Annotated in this window: 23 protein-coding genes; 19 read left to right on the top strand and 4 right to left on the bottom strand. The window is 47.6% G+C overall.

All coding sequences use genetic code 11. The features are described from left to right. Positions 1–98 precede the first annotated feature (98 nt). The 5 genes from DESAL_RS12580 (at position 99) to DESAL_RS12560 (ending at position 5,335) form a co-directional block, all read left to right on the top strand. A complete protein-coding gene (locus tag DESAL_RS12580; RefSeq protein ID WP_015852373.1) occupies positions 99–1,031 on the top strand; it encodes a carbohydrate kinase family protein in 933 nt (310 codons plus the stop codon). Positions 1,032–1,188: 157 nt separating this feature from the next. Then, the gene (locus tag DESAL_RS12575; RefSeq protein ID WP_015852372.1) at positions 1,189–2,271 is read left to right on the top strand and encodes a phosphotransferase family protein; all 1,083 of its coding nucleotides are present in this window, start codon (positions 1,189–1,191) and stop codon (positions 2,269–2,271) included. Next, the gene (locus tag DESAL_RS12570; RefSeq protein ID WP_015852371.1) at positions 2,243–2,851 is read left to right on the top strand and encodes an adenylyl-sulfate kinase; all 609 of its coding nucleotides are present in this window, start codon (positions 2,243–2,245) and stop codon (positions 2,849–2,851) included. The genes DESAL_RS12575 and DESAL_RS12570 overlap by 29 nt, the downstream gene beginning before the upstream one ends. Positions 2,852–2,918: 67 nt before the next feature. After that, positions 2,919–3,380, top strand: a complete 462-nt coding sequence (locus DESAL_RS12565) for a Cif family virulence factor (RefSeq protein ID WP_157046955.1) — start codon at positions 2,919–2,921, stop codon at positions 3,378–3,380. A gap of 89 nt (positions 3,381–3,469) precedes the next feature. Next, entirely contained in the window at positions 3,470–5,335 is a 1,866-nt protein-coding gene (locus DESAL_RS12560; RefSeq protein WP_015852369.1) for a potassium transporter Kup, read from the top strand. Between the two features lie 59 nt (positions 5,336–5,394). On the opposite strand, the gene DESAL_RS12555 is transcribed toward DESAL_RS12560, so the two are convergent. The 4 genes from DESAL_RS12555 to DESAL_RS12540 all read right to left on the bottom strand — a co-directional run bounded on the left by DESAL_RS12555 (position 5,395) and on the right by DESAL_RS12540 (position 9,143). Next, positions 5,395–5,739 (bottom strand): Hpt domain-containing protein, encoded by a 345-nt coding sequence (locus DESAL_RS12555; protein ID WP_015852368.1) that lies wholly within the window; start codon positions 5,737–5,739, stop codon positions 5,395–5,397. 41 nt (positions 5,740–5,780) lie between these two features. Beyond that, positions 5,781–7,208, bottom strand: a complete 1,428-nt coding sequence (locus DESAL_RS12550; RefSeq protein ID WP_015852367.1) for an RtcB family protein — start codon at positions 7,206–7,208, stop codon at positions 5,781–5,783. Positions 7,209–7,373: 165 nt separating this feature from the next. Next, positions 7,374–7,805, bottom strand: coding sequence for an ACT domain-containing protein (locus tag DESAL_RS12545; protein WP_015852366.1), 432 nt, complete (start codon positions 7,803–7,805; stop codon positions 7,374–7,376). A gap of 27 nt (positions 7,806–7,832) precedes the next feature. Then, positions 7,833–9,143, bottom strand: coding sequence for a phenylacetate--CoA ligase family protein (locus DESAL_RS12540; RefSeq protein WP_015852365.1), 1,311 nt, complete (start codon positions 9,141–9,143; stop codon positions 7,833–7,835). Between the two features lie 596 nt (positions 9,144–9,739). Between DESAL_RS12540 and rsfS the strand changes: the two genes are divergently transcribed. From rsfS to DESAL_RS12465, 14 genes are all read left to right on the top strand, one after another. After that, positions 9,740–10,126, top strand: coding sequence for a ribosome silencing factor (gene rsfS, locus DESAL_RS12535; protein ID WP_015852364.1), 387 nt, complete (start codon positions 9,740–9,742; stop codon positions 10,124–10,126). Positions 10,127–10,146: 20 nt separating this feature from the next. Beyond that, positions 10,147–11,679, top strand: coding sequence for a 2,3-bisphosphoglycerate-independent phosphoglycerate mutase (gene gpmI / locus DESAL_RS12530; RefSeq protein ID WP_015852363.1), 1,533 nt, complete (start codon positions 10,147–10,149; stop codon positions 11,677–11,679). A 3-nt stretch (positions 11,680–11,682) separates the two neighbouring features. Then, positions 11,683–11,925 carry a hypothetical protein gene (locus tag DESAL_RS12525; protein WP_015852362.1) on the top strand — a complete coding sequence of 81 codons (243 nt, stop codon included), beginning with the start codon at positions 11,683–11,685 and terminating at the stop codon, positions 11,923–11,925. Positions 11,926–12,008: 83 nt separating this feature from the next. Further along, on the top strand, positions 12,009–12,965 hold the full coding sequence (locus tag DESAL_RS12520; protein WP_015852361.1) for an RHS repeat domain-containing protein: 957 nt from the start codon (positions 12,009–12,011) through the stop codon (positions 12,963–12,965). Positions 12,966–13,417: 452 nt separating this feature from the next. Beyond that, a complete protein-coding gene (locus tag DESAL_RS12510) occupies positions 13,418–13,867 on the top strand; it encodes a hypothetical protein (protein WP_015852359.1) in 450 nt (149 codons plus the stop codon). Positions 13,868–13,878: 11 nt separating this feature from the next. Next, complete coding sequence (locus DESAL_RS12505; RefSeq protein ID WP_015852358.1) at positions 13,879–14,193, top strand: hypothetical protein; 315 nt, start codon at positions 13,879–13,881, stop codon at positions 14,191–14,193. Positions 14,194–14,336: 143 nt separating this feature from the next. Then, positions 14,337–15,713: a tRNA (N6-isopentenyl adenosine(37)-C2)-methylthiotransferase MiaB gene (gene miaB, locus DESAL_RS12500; protein ID WP_015852357.1), complete on the top strand. Its 1,377-nt coding sequence runs from the start codon at positions 14,337–14,339 to the stop codon at positions 15,711–15,713. Then, a complete protein-coding gene (locus DESAL_RS12495) occupies positions 15,707–16,186 on the top strand; it encodes a bifunctional nuclease family protein (protein WP_015852356.1) in 480 nt (159 codons plus the stop codon). The genes miaB and DESAL_RS12495 overlap by 7 nt, the downstream gene beginning before the upstream one ends. A 9-nt stretch (positions 16,187–16,195) precedes the next feature. Continuing rightward, positions 16,196–16,852 carry a histidinol phosphate phosphatase domain-containing protein gene (locus DESAL_RS12490; RefSeq protein WP_015852355.1) on the top strand — a complete coding sequence of 219 codons (657 nt, stop codon included), beginning with the start codon at positions 16,196–16,198 and terminating at the stop codon, positions 16,850–16,852. A 9-nt stretch (positions 16,853–16,861) separates the two neighbouring features. Further along, on the top strand, positions 16,862–17,608 hold the full coding sequence (locus DESAL_RS12485; RefSeq protein ID WP_015852354.1) for an SIR2 family NAD-dependent protein deacylase: 747 nt from the start codon (positions 16,862–16,864) through the stop codon (positions 17,606–17,608). Between the two features lie 30 nt (positions 17,609–17,638). After that, positions 17,639–18,358, top strand: coding sequence for a MotA/TolQ/ExbB proton channel family protein (locus tag DESAL_RS12480; RefSeq protein ID WP_015852353.1), 720 nt, complete (start codon positions 17,639–17,641; stop codon positions 18,356–18,358). A gap of 3 nt (positions 18,359–18,361) precedes the next feature. Further along, positions 18,362–18,778, top strand: coding sequence for a protein TolR (tolR, locus tag DESAL_RS12475; protein ID WP_015852352.1), 417 nt, complete (start codon positions 18,362–18,364; stop codon positions 18,776–18,778). Between the two features lie 23 nt (positions 18,779–18,801). After that, positions 18,802–19,749 (top strand): cell envelope integrity protein TolA, encoded by a 948-nt coding sequence (gene tolA / locus DESAL_RS12470; RefSeq protein WP_015852351.1) that lies wholly within the window; start codon positions 18,802–18,804, stop codon positions 19,747–19,749. Positions 19,750–19,764: 15 nt separating this feature from the next. Beyond that, the gene (locus DESAL_RS12465; protein ID WP_015852350.1) at positions 19,765–21,138 is read left to right on the top strand and encodes a PD40 domain-containing protein; all 1,374 of its coding nucleotides are present in this window, start codon (positions 19,765–19,767) and stop codon (positions 21,136–21,138) included. Positions 21,139–21,269: the final 131 nt, after the last annotated feature.

Below are 21,269 nucleotides of genomic sequence, written 5' to 3'. Positions count from 1 at the left end.
ACTTTACCATTAAAGAAAGCATACTCTCATCCGCGCAAAGCGAGTGGGAGTATGCTTATTTATTTCTTGCTCGAATCACATTTAAGGAGTTCAAACAAATGCAGATATTGGTTTCCGGTTCTTTGGCCTATGACAGAATTATGAGTTTTCCCGGTAGTTTTGCCGATCATATCCTGCCCGATAAAATTCACATGCTTAATGTGTGCTTTCTTGTGGACGGCCTCGATGAACGCTTCGGCGGAACAGCCGGAAACATAGCTTACGCTCTCTCCATGCTCGATGAGAAACCCGTAATCCTCGGTACAGGCGGTAAAGATTTTGACGGCTATGAAAAATGGCTTGATGATAACAAAATTACCCGTGAAGGCATTAAGCGTATAGATAGCGAATTCACCGCCGGAGCTTATATCACTACCGATAAATCCGACAACCAGATCACCGGATTCAACCCCGGTGCTATGAAATACGGTTGCGATTACGATTTTTCTGCTGTGAATCCTGCGGATGCACTGGCAATCGTTTCTCCCGGCAACCTTGATGACATGCAGAATTTCCCCAAGGTCTACCGTGAAAAAGGTGTCTCTTTCATCTACGATCCGGGCCAGAACATTCCCGCATTCAGCGGTGAACAGCTGCTGGAAATGATTAGCGGCTGCAAGATCCTTGTTTCCAATGACTACGAACTGGAAATGATCATGAAGTCCACAGGCAAGACCCGTGATGAACTCATGGGAATTTGTGATTCCATCATCGTAACTCTTGGCGAACAGGGTTGTCTTGTTGTTGAAAAAGGCGGCGAAACCAAAGTTCCCGCTGCTAAGGCTGAAGTTGTAGAAGATCCCACCGGAGCAGGCGATGCTTTCCGTGCCGGACTGATCAAGGGCCTTGCTATGGGCAAAAACCTTGTTGAAGCTGCCCATGTAGGAGCTGTCAGTGCTGTATACTGTGTTGAGAAACTCGGTACTCAGGAACATTCTTATACTGAAGAAGAGTTCTGGGCACGTTACGAAGATAACTTCGGTAAACTTTAAAATTACCAGTTTACGCAATCTGATCTTATGCCGGAATCCTGCTCGCAGGGTTCCGGTTTTTTTATTCTAAGTGCTTTGACCTCTTTTTTGCCGAAAATAGTTGTAAGTGAGTTGTCTGTTCCTGTATCCTAGGAATTAAAATCCCGGAGGATGCATCATGATTGAAATAACCGCTGCCATGCTTGAAGGTTACTTGAGAGAAGCTTTTGGCCCCGGCACGGTCCTTGTGGATTACGGGGATATCGGTTCGCTCGATAAGCAGGGGATGAAGAAATTCGGCTACGGTAAACCGTTGCTGGTGCTTTTCACTGTGGATGGCGAGGAGCGCGAAACCGTTATTTCAGTCATGAAAGGGGATAATTACGGGCACCAGTTCTATTGGGACAGGGCGGCAGTGCTCATGTTTCAGTATGAAACCTCGGCACGTCTTCCGCGCCATGTTAAACCTATGGGAATCGGATATATCAGTCGTAGTGGCGAGATGCTTCCCCTCAATGAACCGCAGGAATTTTTTATCCTTAATGAGAAGTTACAGGGATATGATTACTTTAACGATCTTGACCGCATCCGTAACGGGGACTTCTCGGATCAGGACGTTCAAAGCGCTGCCGATCTAGCCGGGTGGCTGGCGGAAATCCATTCAGTAAAGAAAGATGATCCTCATTTGTACATGCGTCGTATCCGCGATCTGATCGGGTCTAGCGAATGTATTATGGGATTGATTGATGAGGCTTTCAAACACCCTTGCGAGTTTTTTTCTCAAAGCCGTTTTGTGAATCTAGAGAAGAAGTTGATTGATTGGCGCTGGAAGCTCTTTCATTATACCCACCGTCTATGTGCTGTTCATGGTGATTTTCATCCGTGGAATGTTCTCATGGGCGGCCCGGAAGATTTCAGCGTGCTCGACCGCAGCCGGGGTGAGTGGGGCGAACCTGCCGGGGACCTTTGTTGCATGGCAACTAATTATATTCTTTTCGGCCTTTATTCTGATGGTAAATTTTCCAGCAAGATGCGCAATCTATACATGACCTATATGGAAACCTATCTTGAAAAGACCGGAGATATGGAGGTCCTACAGGTTATGGCCCCATTTTTCGTGTTCAGGGGGTTGGTCATTGCTTCGCCTGTATGGTATCCAGATCATCCGCAGGAAGTGCGGGATGCGTTGATGCGTTTTATTGAAAATGTCCTTGAGGATGAGGTTTTCGATTATGTCCAATTCGAAAGGTATATGCGTTAACAAAAACTGGGCTATCTGGATTACCGGCCTGCCTGCATGCGGCAAGAGTACCATTGCTAGAAAATTGTATGATAAGTTGCGGGCAGAAGGAGTTAAGGTTGTCCTTCTTTGTATGGATGATCGGCGAAAAATTTATATCCCCAATCCTGAATATACCTGTGACGAGCGTCAGCGTGCTTATAATTTATTTGTGGAAGATGCTCTTTCAATCATGCAGTCCGGTCGATGTGTAATTCTGGACGGTTCCGCCCACGAGCTTTGCTGGCGCAATGATGCCCGTGAGAAAATAGAATTTTTTGCTGAAGTATATTTGCGCTGCCCTGTGAATATGGCCATGAAACGGGAATCCGGGCGGCAGCAGGGGCTGGTTATGGCCGGTTTGTATGAAAAGGCTCTTGAGCGGCAGCGTACCGGAAAGGAATTCAAGGACCTTGGCGAAGTTATCGGGGTGGATGTTAAATTTCAGGAAGATAATAATGCCGAATGTATTGTGGATACAGCTGGAAAAAATCCTGACGAAACTTTTGAGGAAGTGCAGGCCTGTCTGCAAAAGTGGCGTAAGATGAACGGGATTTGCTGATTTTTATTTCAATTTGTTTTAAGAGAAATGAAGTTGCATAAAATAAACGTATCATAAGGTGTTTGCTGTGAAGAAAATTTTATTCTCAATGTTGATTTTGCTGGTTGTTGCCTGTGCTGCTGTTTCCGCTGGAGCTTCTGCTGACGATGGGGTCCGCGATGAAATCAAGGATGTTCTTTTTGATTATAAGGACGCCTACAATCTCAGGGATTTCGATGCTATTCGTTCCTTGTATGCTGATAATGCGGTTGTAATGTCGTTCCCGTGCAAATCAACTGAAGAACATTTGTTTTCAGATTTCAGTGAAAGTCTGGCTCGTTGTTCTTCTTATTGGTTGGAGAGTTCTTTCAAATTGCGTTTGTTCAAGATTACCTCATTCTCGGTTGAAGGCAATAAATGTAACATAAGGGTACAGTGGGATTACCGGAGCAACGATGGGCGTGGTAAATTTAATCCTTCTTTTGAGTTTCTGCGTAAAGATGGAAAGTGGCTGATTGAGAAGGAAACGTACGGTCGTAAGGGCGAGTAAATTTTAATATGTTTCATCAGGAGGGGAAAACTATTTTGCCGGATAGTTTTCCCCTTTTTTTGTTCGGCTGAATCCTACGCGGGTAGCTTATGCTAAAACAGAAAGATAAAAGCCGTCAGGCCGCGTTAGCATTGGGTGCATTGGGAGTTGTTTTCGGAGACATCGGAACCAGTCCTCTCTACGCAATGAAGGCCTGTTTCAGCGGGCATCATGCCATTGCGCTTAACCCGGCTAATGTACTTGGAGTGCTTTCCCTGATTATCTGGGCTCTTTTGATTGTGATCTGCCTTAAGTACGTAACTTTTGTCATGGCAGCAGATAACGAGGGCGAGGGCGGTATTTTCGCGCTTTACGAATTGGTCAGTCATGAAGGGCAGCGCAGATCAGCTTCATTTATGCTTTTCGCTGCAATGATCGGCGGGGCGTTGCTGTATGGTGACGGGGTTATCACTCCGGCAATTTCCGTGCTTTCCGCCATTGAAGGGCTAGATATCGCTACAACGGCTGCACACCAATACACGCCGTATATAGCTTGCACAATTCTTCTGGCTCTGTTTGCTTTTCAGAGCAGCGGCACTGATAAAATCGGTAGTTTGTTCGGCCCGGTCATGCTGATCTGGTTTACGGTGATAGGTGTTTTCGGATTATTCTCAGCAATAGGTAATCCGGTCGTACTTCAGGCATTTAGTCCATATTATGCATTGAATTTTTTTGCTGAAAACGGTCTGGCTGGAACCATGGTTCTTGGGGCGGTTGTCCTTTGTGTTACCGGGGGGGAGGCTCTTTTTGCCGATATGGGACATTTCGGACGTAGGCCGATTACACTTGCATGGTATTTTGTGGCCCTGCCCAGTCTGCTGCTGAATTATCTGGGGCAGGGGGCTATACTGATCGAGAATCCCGAATCGATAATCAACCCGTTTTTCAGCCTTTTCCCCAAATTTTTAATGTTGCCTATGGTCGCTCTGGCGACTTTCGCGGCAATCATTGCTTCACAGGCCATTATTTCCGGTGCCTTTTCGCTTACCGCTCAGGCTGTCCATCTCGGTTTTATTCCACGTATCCGAATTTTACAGACTTCGGAAGAAAATCCGGGTCAGGTTTATGTGAGATCAGTAAACTGGGTTATGGCTGGTTTGTGCATTTTTCTGGTGCTGGTTTTTGAAGGCTCTGAACATCTGGCCGGGGCCTACGGAATAGCCATAACAGGAACTATGGTTATCACCACTTATCTGTTCTGGTTTTATCTGCGCAGGATACGCAAATACCCGTGGATATTTGCAGCAATATTGACCGGGTTCTTTGCCCTGTTTGATCTTGGCTTTTTCATTGTCAACTTTACCAAGATTGCAGGGGGCGGCTGGTTCCCCATATTGCTGGCCGGTTTAATTGCTTATGGCATGTATGTCTGGATATGGGGCAGATCCGTACTTAAGGAGCGGTTGCAGGCACGCGGACTTGAGGTTTCTGATCTGGAATCCGAAATTGAAAAGTACATGCTGGCAAAGGTTCCGGGAGAAGCTGTATTTCTTTCAGCTTCCGAATTCATACCGCATGCTTTTTTACAACACCTACGCAATAATCGGGTAGTTCACGAGAAGCTGGTGTTCCTGCGGGTGAACACATCCAGTGAACCTTACTTTGACTCGCACAAACGTATTTCCCTGAAAACTGTTGAAAAAAATATATACTGGATGACTGTGAATTACGGGTTCATGGAAAAGCCGAATCTGTCGCTGATTTTGGTACAATCATGGAACCAGTTGGGGCTTAGCAGTGCGGACAGTTATTTTTATATAGGACGAATGCTGTTGCGTTTTAACAAGGACAACAAAGAACACCTGCTAAGACGGAAAATTTTTATCATGCTCAGCTCCGTCTCGGAAGATCCTTTAGACTATTTACGGATTCCCGCAGACAAAGTGATTACCATCGGAACTGCCATTAAAATATAAAAAGACCGGGGAAAGATTTCCCCGGTCTTTTTATGAAATATTCAGTGCAGATTTTTGGGTTATTGTATGAAATCGCTCATGAAATCGTAAACAAGCTTCATCTCATCTTCCAAAATATGCAGGTTTTTTTCAGAGAGTTCCTTGTCACCGTCACGAGCACTGTATTCCAGTCTCAGGCAGGCTTCACGAACCCTGTCTGCTCCCATTGTGGCAGCTGCGCCTTTAAGGGAGTGGGCAAGGTATTTAAGTTCATCCATCTGTCCGGCTTGAAAAGCTTCCCTTATTTTGATTACCCGGGCGGGTTCATCTCGCAGGAAAACGGCAAAAAGCTTGGTCAGGAATTCCTTTTTTGTGGAGGCCATGGAAGCCAGCCAATCCTTGTTAATTACTTCAATATTTTCCATTAGAGTAACTTAGTCTAAATCAAAATCTATTTCCACAATTTTTAGCCTTTTATACATAAAATGGGTCGTAGGCGGGCAACCTTTTCTGCTATTCCGGCAGTTTGAGTTGATTCGATGATCATGTCCACATCCTTGTAGGCAAGGGGAGCTTCTTCGGCAATGCCCTTGAAAGATCCGGTACGGATTATAATTCCGTGCCTGCCAAGTTCTTTCTGGATTTTATTTCCTTTGAAATTCTTACGCGCTTTGGCTCGGCTCATAACCCTTCCAGCACCGTGACAGCAGGATGAAAAAGATATTTCTGCTGAGTCTTTTGTTCCGGAAAGGATGTAAGACGCTGTCCCCATGCTTCCGCCGATAATTACAGGCTGGCCGTGTTTTTTGAATTCTCTTGGCAGTTCAGGGTGTCCGGGGCCGAGTGCGCGGGTTGCGCCTTTACGGTGCACCCAGAGATTTTTCTTTTTGCCGTTAATTTTGAATTCTTCACGATGGCAGGTGTTATGGCTCACATCGTAAAGCAGCCGCAAATCAGCCTGTGGCAAAGTATCTGTAAAACATTCACGCACAAGGTGGGTGATGGCTTGACGGTTGGCAAGGGCGCAGTTGATGCCCGCACCCATGGCTCCAAGGTAGTCGCGGCCCAATTCGGAATTAATCGGCGCGCAGGCAATATCTTTGTGAGGAAGTTTGATACCGAATCCGGGAGCGGCTTTGGCCATCATGGGCAGGTAATCCTTGGCAATCTGGTGCCCCAATCCTCGTGATCCGCAATGGATGCTGACCACCACATCGTCAATTCCGATCCCGAAGGCCGCGGCTTTAGCTTTATCGTAAATTTCTTCCACATACTGTACTTCCAGATAATGGTTGCCTGATCCCAGTGATCCCATCTGGTTACGCATGCGTTGCTTGGCTTTGAGAGGGACTTTGCACGGATCAGCAAAGTTATTTCTGCCGTTCCCCTCAATCCTGCCGAGATCCTCCGGTTTTCCGACTCCTTGACCTACAGCCCATGAAGCACCGCCAAGCAGCATTTCATCAAGCTGATCACCTTCAAGGATAATATCACCTCCAACACCAGCGCCGGACGGAATGCGTTTGAAAAGCAAATCCGCAAGCTTGGCATCACAAGTGATCAAATCCTGTTTCTTCAATCCGGTAGTAAGAGTGCGTACTCCGCAGGAAATATCAAATCCAACTCCACCTGCTGAAATAACCCCGTGCTTCTCATCAAAAGCTCCAACACCGCCGATGGGGAACCCATAACCGGAATGGGCATCCGGCATGGCGCAGACCTGGCCGACCACGCCCGGAAGAGAGGCCACATCCCGTACCTGCGAAACCGTGGTGTCATCCAGTTCGAGGATGATATCCTTGTTTCCAAAGAATAGCGCATCAACACGCATGGGGCCGTATTTTTCCATACGCCAGCGGCAGGGTGATTCTTGCTTAAGTAATTTTATATTCATAAATCCCTTTATAACAAAAAAACGCAATACCAACCAAGATATTGCGATCAAGTCTACGCCGTCTATACGCGCTATATGCGAAGCTTAATAAAAGTTTTGGAAGGGATGGGGTCTGGGAAAGGGATACTTTTTACAAAAAGTATCCCTTTCCCAGCCGCCGGAGGCTTATAACTTACACAGCTCTTCGCTGGGGATCATCTTGATGTTCTTGGATTCGAGCAGTTCGATAGCCTGATCGGTACGGTCGAAGCGGAAGATGATTACGGCGTTTGAGCCGGACTGGTGTACGAAAGCGTACATGTATTCTACGTTAATACCGGAGCCGCGCAGCATTTCGAGCAGATTATGCAGACCGCCGGGCTGGTCGTCTACAACGACAGCTACGACAGAAGTCTTGCCCACAGTGAATCCTGCTTCTTTGAGTACTTTCTGTGCTGTATCAAAGTCGGACACGATGAGTCGCAGGATACCGAAATCGGAAGTGTCGGCAAGAGAGAGGGCGCGGATATTGACTTTGTTCTCGGTAAGCAGACGGGTTACCTCGGCGAGTCTTCCGGCACGGTTCTCAAGGAATATGGATAGCTGGTCACATTTCATGGTGTTTCCTCGCATTTGAATTAGGTTCTATTGCTGGTCCTGATTACGCAGGTCGAGAATTCTCTGGGCTTTACCAACGGAACGTTCAATGGATTTGGGTTCCACAAGTTTAACCCGGGCTGTTACGCCAAGGAATTCCTTAATAGTTTTTTGTATCTTTCTTTCGAGACGCTGTAAATTTTTAATTTCATCGGAGAATGCTGCTCCGGAAATTTCGACTTTAACGGTCAGGATGTCGAGGTTTCCGTCACGCTCAACTACCAGCTGGTAGTGCGGTGAAAGGCCTTCGGTTTCGATGAGGATAGACTCGATCTGAGATGGGAATACGTTTACGCCGCGGATGATAAGCATATCGTCACTGCGTCCCATAATGCGCTGCATGCGGGCGAAAGTGCGACCGCAGCGGCAGGCAGTGTAGTTCAGGCGGGTCAGGTCGCGGGTGCGGTAGCGGATAAGCGGAATACCTTCCTTGGTCAGGGTGGTGATTACCAGCTCTCCAGCTTCGCCCGGTTTAACGTGTTCGCCTGTTTCGGGGTTGATGATCTCGGGCAGGAAATGGTCTTCCATGATGTGCAGACCGTTTTGCTCTTCGGCACATTCCATGGCAACACCCGGGCCCATGATTTCGGAAAGGCCGTAGATGTCGAGGGCCTTGATGTTCAGTTTTTGTTCGATGTCACGGCGCATGGACTCTGTCCAAGGTTCGGCACCGAAAATACCGATGCGCAGGGGCAGTTTTTTGAAGTCGATGCCCATTTCCTTGCCTGTCTCGTGCAGGAACAGTGCATAGGAAGGGGTACAACAGATTACATCTGCGCCGAAATCTTTAAGCAGCATGATCTGGCGTCTGGTACCGCCGCCGGATACCGGAATGATGGTTGCGCCCAGTGCTTCCGCACCGTAGTGCGCGCCGAGGCCTCCGGTGAACAGGCCGTAGCCGTATGCGTTGTGAATGCTGTCTTCAGGAGTCGCTCCGGCAATGGCGAAGGAACGGGCCATGAGGTCCGCCCAGTTTTTGATGTCGCGCTTGGTGTAGCCGACAACAGTTGCCTTGCCGGTGGTGCCGGAAGAGGAGTGGATGCGGACGATGTTTTCGCGGGAAACAGCAAAAAGGCCGAAGGGGTAGTGGTTGCGCAGGTCCTGCTTTTCAGTAAACGGGAGCTTGGTCAGGTCGGATAGGGAGTTGATGTCCTTGGGCTCAATACCCAGTTCCTTGAATTTGTTGGTGTAAAAAGGAACGTTGGCATAAACTCGCTCGCAAAGCTGTTTAAGACGTCTGAGCTGTAATTCTTCCAGCTCTTCCCTCGGCATTGTTTCCTTGTCTACGTCGAAGATCATCTCTTGCCTCCTGATATGGCTGATCCCGGTACAGGGTTTAAGTTACAAAATAAAAAAGGCCACGGGGTTTGCGCCCGTGGCCCGGTAAACTCTCAGTAAGTGTATTTTTCCATAACCACGGGATGACTATATTTCAGTCCTAAAAAAGAAAAAAAAGAAAAAGGAAAAAAGGTCGTGGTTAAGCATGTCGTGTATAATGCATAAGTGTTTGCCCGCCGTCAAGCGGGATGGTTTACAAAAACATATAAACATAAGTTAATTGTCAGCTAATCACGAAGCTTAGGAAAGGGGTTATGCTTTAAGGATATTTTTTGATATACTAAGAAGTAAAGTTTTATATGAAAATGTTTTCAGATTCGAAAATAATTTTCACAATTGAAAATGATTTAAAAGTCCGCTATAGATGGATTGCGTAGCGGACGTAAATTCTCTATATAATCATATTGTACTTTGGACGAAATGTGAGAACTGCGTCTGGCCGGGAGTAACGGACCTCCGGCACGCAGGGGTGTTAAGCCCTTTATTCCTGCTGTTTGTGCTCCGAATTCAAGCGCGTTTTCCGAAAGGGGAAGACGCCGGTTAATTAAACCAAAAGAATGAAAACTAAAGAAAAGAAATTTAAACAGATCGATACTAAGGATAAAGTTCAGCTTGTTGCTGAATGGTTGGATGAAAAACAAGCCAGTGATGTTTCCGCTGTAGACGTACAGGGCATCTGCCCCATCGCCGAAGTGGTAATGGTTGCAGGAGCAAAAGGTGTGCGTCACGCACAGGCTCTGGCTGATTTCGTTCTGGAGCAGCTTTCCAAGGAAAATATCGAATACCTCGGTATGGAAGGCTACAAAACCGGAGACTGGATCCTTCTCGATCTGAACGATATTATCGTACACATTTTTCAGGAAGATAACCGCGGTTTTTACAACGTGGAAGGTCTCTGGTCCGAAGGCACCAGAATGGATTTAAATCTCAAGCCGCAGGATTAATTCTGCGCAAGGATAGAAACATGTCACAACAAACCGGTGCTCCTTCCGTTCTGCTTATTCTGGACGGTTGGGGAATTGCCCCTGAAGGTAAAGGCAACGCAGTCAAACTTGCCAACACTCCCGTTCTGGACGGGCTGATGGAAAGCTGTCCCCGGACCCAGCTCAAATGTGCTGGACGTGCGGTGGGGCTTCCTGACGGATTCATGGGTAACTCCGAGGTAGGTCACACCAACATCGGAGCTGGCCGGGTTGTTTATCAGGACATGACCCGCATTGACATTGCCATTGAGAAACAGGAGCTGGCAACAAATGCAGCTATCAGCGGTCTCATGGATAATGTCAAAGCTGCGGACGGTCGCCTGCATTACATGGGGCTTCTTTCCGATGGCGGCGTGCATTCTCACATCAATCATCTTTTTTCATTGATTGAAGTGGCTAAGGATGCCGGTATCAAGGAAATATTCGTCCATGCTTTCATGGATGGTCGTGATACTTCTCCCACCAGCGGTAAGGTCTACATGCAGCAGTTGGTGGATAAAATGGCTGAAATCGGGGCCGGTAAAGTGGCCTCTATTTCCGGTCGTTATTATTCCATGGACCGTGATAAGCATTACGAGCGCAATGAACTTTCCTACAAGGCGCTCGTTCTCGGTGAAGGACAGGAAGTTTCCGACCCTGTTAAAGGTGTTGAAGAAGCATACGCTGCCGGAGAGACTGATGAATTTATCAAGCCGCGCCTTGTTTCCGGTGTAGACGGAACTTTGAAAGACGGCGACGGCGTGTTCTTCTTCAACTTCCGCGCCGACCGTGCCCGTCAGCTTTGCCGGGTGCTTGCAATGAAAGATTTCAGCGAATTCGATCGTCCCAAGGCGCCTGAGTTCAGCGGGTTTGTGACCATGACTCAGTATGAGTCTGATTTTGCTTTCCCTAACGCCTTTCCTCCGTTGAACATCAGCAACCCCATCGGGGAAGTTATTGCGGATAAAGGGCTGAAGCAGCTGCGTATTGCCGAAACCGAGAAATATGCACACGTAACTTATTTCATGAACGGCGGTCGCGAAGAGCCTTTCGAAGGCGAGGATCGTATCCTCGTGCCTTCCCCGCGCGAAGTTGCAACTTACGACCTCAAGCCGCAGATGAGCGCCGAGGAAGTGACTGAAAAGCTGATTGAAGCATTGCCGAAATATTCGCTATGCATCTGCAACCTTGCCAACCTCGACATGGTCGGTCATTCCGGCATCATCCCGGCGGCGATAAAAGCCTGCGAGACTGTTGATGCTTGTGTCGGCAGGATTGTAGAAGCAGTGAAAGCGCAGGGCGGTGTAATTATGCTGACTGCCGACCACGGTAATGCCGAAGAAATGATTGACGCAAACGGCGGCCCGCAGACTGCGCACAGCCTGAACAACGTGCCGCTGGTATTCATCGGTAAAGCGTTTGAAGGTGTGACTCCTTCTGAAGGCGCACTTTGTGACATCGCACCCACAATTTTGAATCACATGGGCATTTCCGTTCCCGAAGAAATGACCGGTAAAGATCTTTTAAAAGGATAATTGATGTCTGAATCCCGTAAACCTTTATCTCCGGTCAAGCCCAGCGGGATGGAGATAATTTTTATGTTTCCCTGTCCGTTCTGCGGTCGGGAAGTGCCTTACATCGCACCGACTCAGCCAGCAATGGCGACCTGCGATGCCTGCCGCCGGAATTTTCCGATAGTTCCGGTGGATGAAAAGATCATCAGGTTTTACAAGACCATGCTTGAAAACGGCAAGGCTGCTGTCGATCCTGATTTCTTTTAGATTGTAGTAAAATATGAATTGAGAAGAGCTTTCTGCGCGAGCAGGGAGCTCTTTTTTTGTGTCTGTTGCGGACCTGAGTTGGGTTGTCGTTGGTCGGATTTGCTAACGCAGAAGGAAATGAGGTAAAGCGGATTATACGCGATTCGTTTGGAAATCAGATTGTCGATACCAATAAGCGAATGGACATCTCTCTCGGCTTTGCCGCCGGTTTGTTCGACAAGGATACCGGGTTGGTTCATTTCGGATTCCGTGAATATGACCCCTCCATCGGGCGGTTTATAACACCTGATCCGCTGGGATTGGCTGGCGGCGATGTTGATGTTTATGGGTATTGTGCTGATGATCCGGTTAATTTTATTGATCGGGTCGGGTTGCAGGATGAGAGTGAAGATGAAGGGACAAAGGGCGAGAAGTCTTCAACTTTAGGTGGTGCAGCTCAAGGAATCGGTGGTCTTACCGGACTAGGCAAAGGTGTTCTTTCTGGATTAGCCAATAGTTGGAATAGTGGAGGGAATTCCACGCAACACGCGCAAAACAGAAGTCAAAATGCTAAAAACAACGCGACCTTTGAAAAAGGTGCTCAGCAATCTTTAGATCACCTGAATCAATCAAGCGTGCAAACCGCTAGGGAAATGGAAAAAGCCTATAAGGAACTAGCGGATAAGCAGCAGGCTGAAGAAAAGGCCAGAATGGAACGTAAGGCCCGTTCTGACCAAGAGATGCGGGATAATTGGCGTCGTGCGGGGCTGAAAGCCAAAAAAGATGATTTTGGGCTTTGGGATTTAGCTGGAGGGATGGCAGGGGGAGCTGTTAGCGGAGCAGCAGCTTTCGGAGCCCTTGGGGGAAGTGTTTTTGGACCTGCTGGTACGTTAGCAGGAGCTATTGCGGGTGGTTTTTATGGCTCAGCAATGGGTGGGCTTAAAGCTGTCGGTTCTAAAGCACTCTCTGATAAACTTGGTGTGGACAGAAAGGATATGGAAGATGCCTTCGGTATACTCGGAAGTGCTAAACCAAGTGTACATAAAAAGGATTTTAAATAATGGAATTTGCAATAATAACAATTGTACTTATTTGCTATGTCGCTGTATTACTTTTTTATACTGTTCGCTCAAATAAAGAAATTATTTGCTCAAATTGCGGACATAAATATTTGGCAACTCCTAGACGATCATTAGCGAATATGTATTTATTGCTTGCGTTGGGGTTAGCAATAGTAGTCGCGTTTTTTGATTTTGATGACTTCATATTTAGTATTCTTCTCGCTATTGCAGGTCTTTATTACCTACTCAAAGAAGAAGGATATAAGTGCTACAACTGCAATACAATAAACCAACTACCAAAATAAATCTCGCAGCCCCCGGACCTTGGTCCGGGGGCTATTTTTATCACGATATACATTGCGACCTTTGAGAAAGGTGCTCAGCAATCTTTAGATCACCTGAATCAATCCGGTGTACAGGCTGGGCAGAAAGCGGACGCACTGGCTCATGGGTTGGCGCAAAAGCAGGCCCAATTTGATGCCAGCCTACAGGCGAAGGCGGATCGTAAGGCTGCGGATGAAGCACATTTGGATAATCAGCGGCGTGCTTCTCTTATGAATAAGGATGAAGAAAAAGATAAAGGCTTTTTTGCAACAGTTGCCGACGTTGCCGATGGCTTAGGCGAGGCTTGGGAAGCAGCAGGTAAGGCAGTTTCCCAAACAATTGATACTCTTCAAGGTGATGAGAATAATGCTATTAAATTTGGGAGTTATGTGAGTCCTGAGAAGCAGGATTTTTATAATACTATGATGGATTATACTAAAAAAGCAGCAATAAATGGAGCAAGAAAAGGAGCTAAGCAATATAATGCGGTAGGGGTGTTGTTAGCACCTGTAACAGGAGCAGCGGGCATGCTAACAGGAACACTTATAGGTATAAATAATATGAACAAAAAACGATAAGATGTATTTGTATGAGTTTTTTCGAATTTAATGTTGTTTTTTTTGTGATAGATTTTGTGGTACTTTATTTTTATATAAAAAAAATTAAATGCCCAAAATGTGATAATATTTCAAAGGCTGTAACTTATAGAGAAATGGGCATGTCCGGTTTAGCCTTAATTCTTGCTTGGGTTGCATATGATTTGTATTACGGCAAACCTGTAGAAATTTTGGGATATAGTCTATTGATTCTTAGTGATGTCTATTTGTTTCTATATAAAGATACCTTCTATTGTCGTCATTGCATGAAAGGTATTCCTTTTACTGAAGAAGATATTATCAAATAAACCCCAGCCCTTTAGCCCCCGGCCCCCCCCCGGTCCGGGGGCTTACTTTATCTCCGACAGCCGTTCCTTATCTCAAATTCCCCCCCATCCAAAGTCACCTCCCCAAGCTTTACCATCATATTTATATAGCGTATGAGCCGGGTATGAAATTTACAGTACTAACATTCGGATGTCAGATGAACGTTCACGATTCAGACTGGCTGATCCGGGCCATGGAGAGCCGTGGCTGGACAGCTGTTGAAGAATCTGAAGCAGATATATTTATTATTAACACCTGTTCTGTGCGCGATAAACCGGAACAGAAAGTCTATAGCGTGCTGGGTCGACTGGCTCCGCTGTGTAAGAACCCGGGCAGCTTTGTTGCTGTGGGCGGTTGTGTTGCCCAGCAGATCGGTGACGGCTTCCTTGAGAAGTTTCCACACGTGCGTCTTGTTTTCGGCAGCGACGGTATTGCTCAGGCACCGGACGCTCTGGTAGACCTTGCAGCCAATCATGAAAAGCGTCTGGTCCTTACCGATTTTCTTGGAGACTACCCGGAACGTGAGGGCGGTGAAGTGCAGCCCAATGCGGACCTGATTCCTCCGGGAATCGGAACTATTCCCGGTCAGGCTTTCGTGAATATCATGCAGGGCTGCGATAACTTCTGTGCTTATTGCATCGTGCCATACACCCGTGGCCGTCAGAAATCCCGTTCTTCGGAAGCTGTGATCAAGGAATGCGCACATCTGGTTAAATCCGGTGTTCGCGAGATTACCTTGCTGGGGCAGAACGTGAACAGTTTCGGCATAGACAAGAAGGGTGAAGACATTTCTTTCGCGCAGTTGCTCTATAAGATTTCTGCTATTGAAGGTCTGGAACGCATCCGCTTCACCACTTCCCATCCTAAGGACATTGCACCTGAAGTGATCAAGGCTTTTGGTGAGCTACCTAATCTTTGCCCCAGCCTGCATTTACCTGTGCAGTCCGGTTCAGACCGCATCTTGAAGAAAATGGGTCGCAAATATGATCGCGAACGTTATCTGGGAATCGTGGAAGGGCTTAAAGAAGCCTGTCCTAATATTTCCCTGACTACAGATCTTATCGTTGGCTTCCCCGGCGAGACAGACGAAGACTTTGAGCAGACCATGGATATGCTGGAAAGAGTGCGCTATGAAAGCAGCTTTTCCTTTAAATATTCTGACCGTCCGGGCGTTGCGGCAGTTAAGATGAAGCCGAAAGTTCCCGAAGATGTTGCTCAGGCTCGCCTTGCCCGCTTGCAGGAAAGACAAAAGCGTATTACTAGAAAAAGTCTAGAAGCTTTAGAGGGCCATGAAACCGTGGTCCTGCTGGAACGCCTTAGCAAGCGACAGGAAGAAGGTGGAATGACATGGCGCGGTAAAGATCCGGGAGGCCGGGTGGTCAATGTTCACTTTGCGGGTTATGGTGAAGAGCAGAAGCTCGGAGGCAAACTGGTCAAGGTGAAGATTACCGAAGCCAAGAATCATTCCCTTGTTGGGGCGAAGGTGGGAGAACCATGGTAGAAATGCAGGTTTACGGTCTGGCGGTGGAAAACGATACTGAGACCCCGGTTCTGGTTTTGAAAAGCGAAGAACTGGGAGTGGTCCTGCCCATATGGATAGGAGCAATGGAGGCCATGGCAATTTCCATGGTACTTAATGAAGTTTCTTTTCCCAGACCTATGACCCATGATCTGCTTTTATCCACCATTGCCACGTTTGGCGGTGAACTCGTTTCCGTTGATATTGTTGATATCGAGAAGGGAACTTTTTATGCCGAAATCATGGTCCGTAAGGACGGTGAATTGGTAGCGATTGATTCCCGTCCTTCGGATGCTGTGGCAATCGCTGTCCGTGCAGACTGTCCGGTACGTGTGAGCCAAAAGGTTCTTGATGTAGCCGGAACGAGGGATATAGAAGAAAAAGTTGAGGAAAAGTCCGGTTGGGAAGATGATCTCGAAGGACTTTCCCCTGATGACTTTAAATATAAAATGTAGGGCAATCCGATGATAGATTTTCATACTCATACTGTTTTCAGTGATGGGGAGCTTATCCCTGCGGAATTGGCAAGGCGTGCTAGGGTTGCGGGGTACCGTGCTTTGGCTATGACCGATCATGCCGATTCCAGCAATATTGATATTATTCTTGAGAATATTCGCAGATTTGCAAAGAAACACGGTCACTACTTTGATATTGATGTTTTTGCCGGAGTTGAGCTTACTCATGTCCCTCCGGGGCTGATCGGTGAAATGGCTGAACATGCCCGCAAATCCGGTGCCCAGATTGTGGTTGTGCATGGTGAAACCATTGTGGAACCTGTTGCGGAAGGTACAAACCTCGCTGCAATTGAGGCTAAGGTAGATGTGCTGGCTCATCCCGGATTGATTACCGATGTGGAAGTAAAGCTGGCTGCTGAGTATGGAGTCTGTCTGGAAATTACCACCCGCAAGGGGCACAGCCTGACCAATGGTCATGTGGCGGCACTGGCGCGTAAGCACGGGGCCAAGTTGGTCATCAACAACGATGCCCACGCTCCCGGTGATCTGGTTGGACTTGAAATGCGTCGTAAAATTGCTCTTGGCGCGGGGCTCAGCCTTGAAGAATATGCTCAGGCCGAGGAAAATTCCCGCGAGCTGGTTCAGAAAATAATGAAACGTTCATAGGGCTGCAGCATGGGCAACCTTACCTCTGGAATTGAGCAGGCAGCAGGGCTGATTAAAAAGGCACGTTGCGCCATTGCTTTGACCGGTGCGGGGATGTCTGTTGCCAGTGGTATACCCGATTTTCGCAGTCCGGGAGGGCTGTGGTCGAAGCACGATCCTGAAAAAGTGGCTTCAATCCGGGCCTTGCAGTCTGATCCGGTAACGGTATGGAAATTTTTGCTTGAAGCGGATTCCATGCTCAAGAGTGCTGAACCGAATGCAGGGCATACGGGCTTGGCTCAGTTGGAAAAAGACGGGTTCCTGCAGGGAGTGATCACCCAGAATATAGATGGGCTGCATCAGCGGGCCGGATCGGTGAACGTTATTGAATTTCACGGTAATTGCAGCGAATTTTATTGCATGGAGTGCTTTGCTCCATTTCCTGCCGAGCGGATTGAGTCCGGGAGTGAGCTTCCGGTACGTTGTCCGCAATGTTCCGGGGTGATAAGGCCGGATCTGGTTTTTTTCGGAGAACAGATTCCGTCTGAAGCTTATAAGGCGGCCTTTGAGCTTGCCGATCAGTCCGATCTGGTAATTGTTGCCGGAACTTCCGGTGGAGTTGTTCCCGCCAGCCTGATCCCGCCGAGGATACAGGAGGCCGGGGGCTTAATTATTGAGATAAACAAGGCTCCGTCCGCCTACACCTCGTTCAGCGATGTGTTTATTCAAGGCGCGGTGGAAGATGTTCTGCCTGCAATTGTGCAGAACTTAAGCTGAAATAAATTATATTAAAAGGTGCGGTGAAGTATGGATTTCTTACCTCAGGGCGGAATTTTCGCGATGCTCGATCAGGCCACCATTGTGGTCAAATGTGTGCTTGGCTTGCTTGCTGCCATGTCCCTCTGGAGCTGGACAATCATCTTCTGGAAATTGATCTCCCTCGGCAGGGCAAGAACTTTGATCCTCAAGGGTAATAAGATCATGGAGGAAGCAGATTCCCTTTCTTCCGGTCTGACCGAAATAAGCAAGACTGAAGGCTCTCCATTGAACCGTATCGGAACCGCAGCGGTGAAGGAATACCGTGTGCTGGAAAAATCTGCGGTCAGTGCCAGCCATAAGCGTCGCCTGATTAAAGATACTTTGCGCAGAATTCTGCGCCGCAAGGTCAGCTCTGAATTGAAAAAGCTGACATCCTCACTCTCTTTTCTGGCAACCTGCGCGAATGGTGCGCCTTTTATCGGTCTGTTCGGTACTGTCTGGGGGATTATGAATTCCTTCCATGCTATCGGTTCCGCCAAATCAGCCGCACTGGCAGCTGTTGCTCCCGGTATTTCTGAAGCACTGGTGGCAACTGCTATCGGTTTGGGTGTCGCAATTCCCGCAACCATCTTTTACAACTTTTTCCTCGGCGTGCTGAACGGCATTGAGACAGAGCTGGTCAACTTTGCAGGTACTTTCCTCAACCGTGTGGAACGCGAAGTGTCATGGGTTGAGCCCTCCGGTAAAAGTTCAGCCTCAGAGGAGTAGTATATGGGACTTTCCACCAATAACCGGGGAATGTTGGCTGAGATCAACGTTACCCCCTTTGTTGATGTCATGCTGGTTCTGTTGATCATTTTTATGGTCACAGCCCCACTGATGACGCAAGGGGTTGAAGTTGATTTGCCTCAGACCCGTACCGTGCGCTCTTTACCGCAGGATAATGAACACCTCGTGCTTTCTATCAGTGATAAGGGCGAGATCTTCCTTGATGAATACAAGGTCGGTTTTGACGAACTGCAGGCCCATCTTGAAAAATTGGTTAAAAAGCAGAACAAGATGCTTTTTCTCCGTGCGGATAAGAATGTTGCCTATGGTGAAGTCGTTAAAGTTATGGGTGAAATCAAGGCTGCCGGAATCGATAGGCTTGGCGTAGTAGCAGAACCTGTTGAAAAGAAAAAGAAATAGCTAAGGTACAGGCGAATTTATAGATGAAAATCATCGGCCTTTTCATATCTTTACTGCTCCATGCCGGTCTGATATTTTTAGCCCTGACGTGGTCTATCTCACCTCCGGTGAAGATCTCACTTGATATGCCCGTATACAAGGTTGATCTGGTCAGCCTTGCCCCCCTGCCTGCTGCTCCGGTTGTTAAGAAAGCACCTGCGCCGAAAGCTGCTGCCAAGCTTTCCAAGCCGAATGCTGTTGCAATTCCTGAGGCTAAACCGAAAGTTGTACCCAAAGCCAAACCTGAGACAGTTAAAGCTCCGGCCCCTAAACCTGCGCCTAAACCAAAGCCTAAACCAAAAGCGAAGCCCAAGCCGGATACAACTAAAATTTCACCCAAGAAAATAGAGACTACAAGCAAGAAAAAGCCGGCAAAAAAGGCAGAAAAACCGGTTGAAAAGAAGACTCCGCCTAAAAAAGAAGTGGCTGAAAAGACGCCACCCAAAAAGGTAGAGAAGAAAAAAGTCGAAAAGAAACCTGAGGTTTCAGCAGAAGATGCCCTCGCTGCTGATCTCGCATCATTGGCCGAGATTGTGGAAAAACAGGAAAAGGCCGAACGTCAGGCTGTAGCCAGTGATCTGGCCTCGCTCACAGAAAGTGCCAAGGCTACTGCTGTAACCGGTTCCGCTGATGGCACCGCCGGTGCTTCCGGGCTGGTTCAGGTTTACGCTTCAATTGTCAAAGAAGCGGTACGCAAGAATTGGAGATACCCGGTTTTCGGGCAAAAACAGAATCTAATGGCCCGAGTACAGATACAGTTGAAATCCAGTGGTGAAATCAGCAACATCAAACTGCTCGATTCATCGGGAAATGTTGATTTTGATGACTCGGTACTTACGGCTTTGCGCGATACCGAGGTGTTGCCCAAGCCTCCGGGAACATCGATCAGAAACATCATTGTAAACTTTAACCTGCATGATCTTGATCAGTAGGGCAGGTTCATAATTATGAAAGAAAAAAAGTTCAGTATAAAAAAATCCGCTTTTGGATTGCTGGCGGTTATGTTGCTTATGCTTCTGGCTGCCGGAAATGTTTTTGCAGCGGATACTCTTACTGTGGATATCTATGGTCCCGGTCAGCGTAAGGTGAATATCATCCTGCTGCCGCCCAAGACCGTGCCGGCAGGAAAATATGAAGGTTCCAAGGAAAAGGATCTGCCACTGCCGGCAGAGGCCGGGTCTTTTAGTAAGGACCTTGCCAAGGATCTGGCTTTCCTGCCCTTTTTGAATATTGTGCCTGTTACCGATATTCTGGGCGGTGATCCTTCTCGCGGAGTACGACCCGGTGATATTGATATTAAACCGCTCAGGCTTTCCAAGGTGGATCTCGCCGTGACCACAGGTTGGGAAATCAGACCCAACGGTGAGAAGAATCTGCTTATTCGTTGTATCGGTACATTTAACGGGCGTACCATTCTGGGTAAAAAGTACTCTATGGTCACCGAAGAAATGCTGCCCCGGATTGCAGACCGTTTCAGTTCGCACTTGATGCGCATCCTTACCGGACGTGACGGGTTCTTTGAGTCTTCCATTGCCTTTGTACGTAAGACAGGAAAGGACAAAGAAATTTATACCGTCAGTCCGCAGGGACGCAATCTCAGGCAGATCAGCTCTCTTGGCGGCATTAACCTCAGTCCCAACTGGTCTCATGATGGCAATAGGCTGGTCTTTACTCGTCTTGGATCACGTCAGCATCTGCTTTGTGTCTGGGACCGTGCAACCGGAAAGATTGACCAGAAGAGCTTTCCCGGAAATACCGTTATCGGACCGGAGTTTCTTCCGGACGGCAATATGGCAGCAACTCTGACCATGAACGGTAATTCTGATATTTTCCTGATCAACGGGAACTATAAGCCCAAGAAGGCTCTCGCCAAAAGCTGGGCCATTGAGGTTTCACCAGATTTTGACCGGACCGGGGAGAAGATGGTTTTTACTTCCGCAAGGTTCGGTAACCCGCACATTTTCTTACTGGATATGAAAAGTGGTGTTGTCACCAGAATTACAACTGAAGGCAAATATAACACTAACCCGACTATCAGCCCTGATGGACGCTACGTTGCTTTTTCACGTCAGACCCCTTTGGGGCACCGCATATTTGTGCATGACTTGAAAACCGGACAGGAAAGGCAGCTGACTTTTGGTCCCGGTAATGATGAAGATCCGGCATTCGGTCCAGATGGATATTTTATAGCTTTCTCTTCCAGTAGAAACGGTAAGTACAAGATTTATCTGACCACCAGACATGGCGATCCGGCTATGTTGGTACCTACTGGAAACGGTGTTGCAAAGGCCCCGGCATGGGGTAAGGCCCATAAATCATAAATTGAGGAGTGATTTAACCGTTTTGTTACAGGCATGACTTGATTTTTTTACAAAAAACTTTAGGGTCGTTGTATTGTAAGTCTAAGTTAGTGTATTGTATCTTGGCGGGTGGACAAACTCCTGTCCTTAAA

The sequence above is a fragment of the Maridesulfovibrio salexigens DSM 2638 genome, from assembly GCF_000023445.1.
GTDB lineage: Bacteria > Desulfobacterota > Desulfovibrionia > Desulfovibrionales > Desulfovibrionaceae > Maridesulfovibrio > Maridesulfovibrio salexigens.
Note: the sequence above shows the minus strand (reverse complement) of the source record. Positions and strands in the feature narration are given on the sequence as shown.

Excerpts from the sequence above, each read along its gene's own strand:
- rsfS (WP_015852364.1), top strand. The coding sequence starts at position 9,740 with ATGAAAACTAAAGAAAAGAAATTTAAACAGATCGATACTAAGGATAAA.
- DESAL_RS12540 (WP_015852365.1), bottom strand. The coding sequence starts at position 9,143 with ATGATCTTCGACGTAGACAAGGAAACAATGCCGAGGGAAGAGCTGGAA.
- DESAL_RS12545 (WP_015852366.1), bottom strand. The coding sequence starts at position 7,805 with ATGAAATGTGACCAGCTATCCATATTCCTTGAGAACCGTGCCGGAAGA.
- DESAL_RS12580 (WP_015852373.1), top strand. The coding sequence starts at position 99 with ATGCAGATATTGGTTTCCGGTTCTTTGGCCTATGACAGAATTATGAGT.
- tolR (WP_015852352.1), top strand. The coding sequence starts at position 18,362 with ATGGGACTTTCCACCAATAACCGGGGAATGTTGGCTGAGATCAACGTT.
- DESAL_RS12505 (WP_015852358.1), top strand. The coding sequence starts at position 13,879 with ATGAGTTTTTTCGAATTTAATGTTGTTTTTTTTGTGATAGATTTTGTG.
- DESAL_RS12570 (WP_015852371.1), top strand. The coding sequence starts at position 2,243 with ATGTCCAATTCGAAAGGTATATGCGTTAACAAAAACTGGGCTATCTGG.
- DESAL_RS12525 (WP_015852362.1), top strand. The coding sequence starts at position 11,683 with ATGTCTGAATCCCGTAAACCTTTATCTCCGGTCAAGCCCAGCGGGATG.
- DESAL_RS12550 (WP_015852367.1), bottom strand. The coding sequence starts at position 7,208 with ATGAATATAAAATTACTTAAGCAAGAATCACCCTGCCGCTGGCGTATG.
- miaB (WP_015852357.1), top strand. The coding sequence starts at position 14,337 with ATGAAATTTACAGTACTAACATTCGGATGTCAGATGAACGTTCACGAT.
- tolA (WP_015852351.1), top strand. The coding sequence starts at position 18,802 with ATGAAAATCATCGGCCTTTTCATATCTTTACTGCTCCATGCCGGTCTG.
- DESAL_RS12490 (WP_015852355.1), top strand. The coding sequence starts at position 16,196 with ATGATAGATTTTCATACTCATACTGTTTTCAGTGATGGGGAGCTTATC.
- DESAL_RS12480 (WP_015852353.1), top strand. The coding sequence starts at position 17,639 with ATGGATTTCTTACCTCAGGGCGGAATTTTCGCGATGCTCGATCAGGCC.
- DESAL_RS12465 (WP_015852350.1), top strand. The coding sequence starts at position 19,765 with ATGAAAGAAAAAAAGTTCAGTATAAAAAAATCCGCTTTTGGATTGCTG.
- DESAL_RS12555 (WP_015852368.1), bottom strand. The coding sequence starts at position 5,739 with ATGGAAAATATTGAAGTAATTAACAAGGATTGGCTGGCTTCCATGGCC.
- DESAL_RS12485 (WP_015852354.1), top strand. The coding sequence starts at position 16,862 with ATGGGCAACCTTACCTCTGGAATTGAGCAGGCAGCAGGGCTGATTAAA.
- DESAL_RS12575 (WP_015852372.1), top strand. The coding sequence starts at position 1,189 with ATGATTGAAATAACCGCTGCCATGCTTGAAGGTTACTTGAGAGAAGCT.
- DESAL_RS12495 (WP_015852356.1), top strand. The coding sequence starts at position 15,707 with ATGGTAGAAATGCAGGTTTACGGTCTGGCGGTGGAAAACGATACTGAG.
- gpmI (WP_015852363.1), top strand. The coding sequence starts at position 10,147 with ATGTCACAACAAACCGGTGCTCCTTCCGTTCTGCTTATTCTGGACGGT.
- DESAL_RS12560 (WP_015852369.1), top strand. The coding sequence starts at position 3,470 with ATGCTAAAACAGAAAGATAAAAGCCGTCAGGCCGCGTTAGCATTGGGT.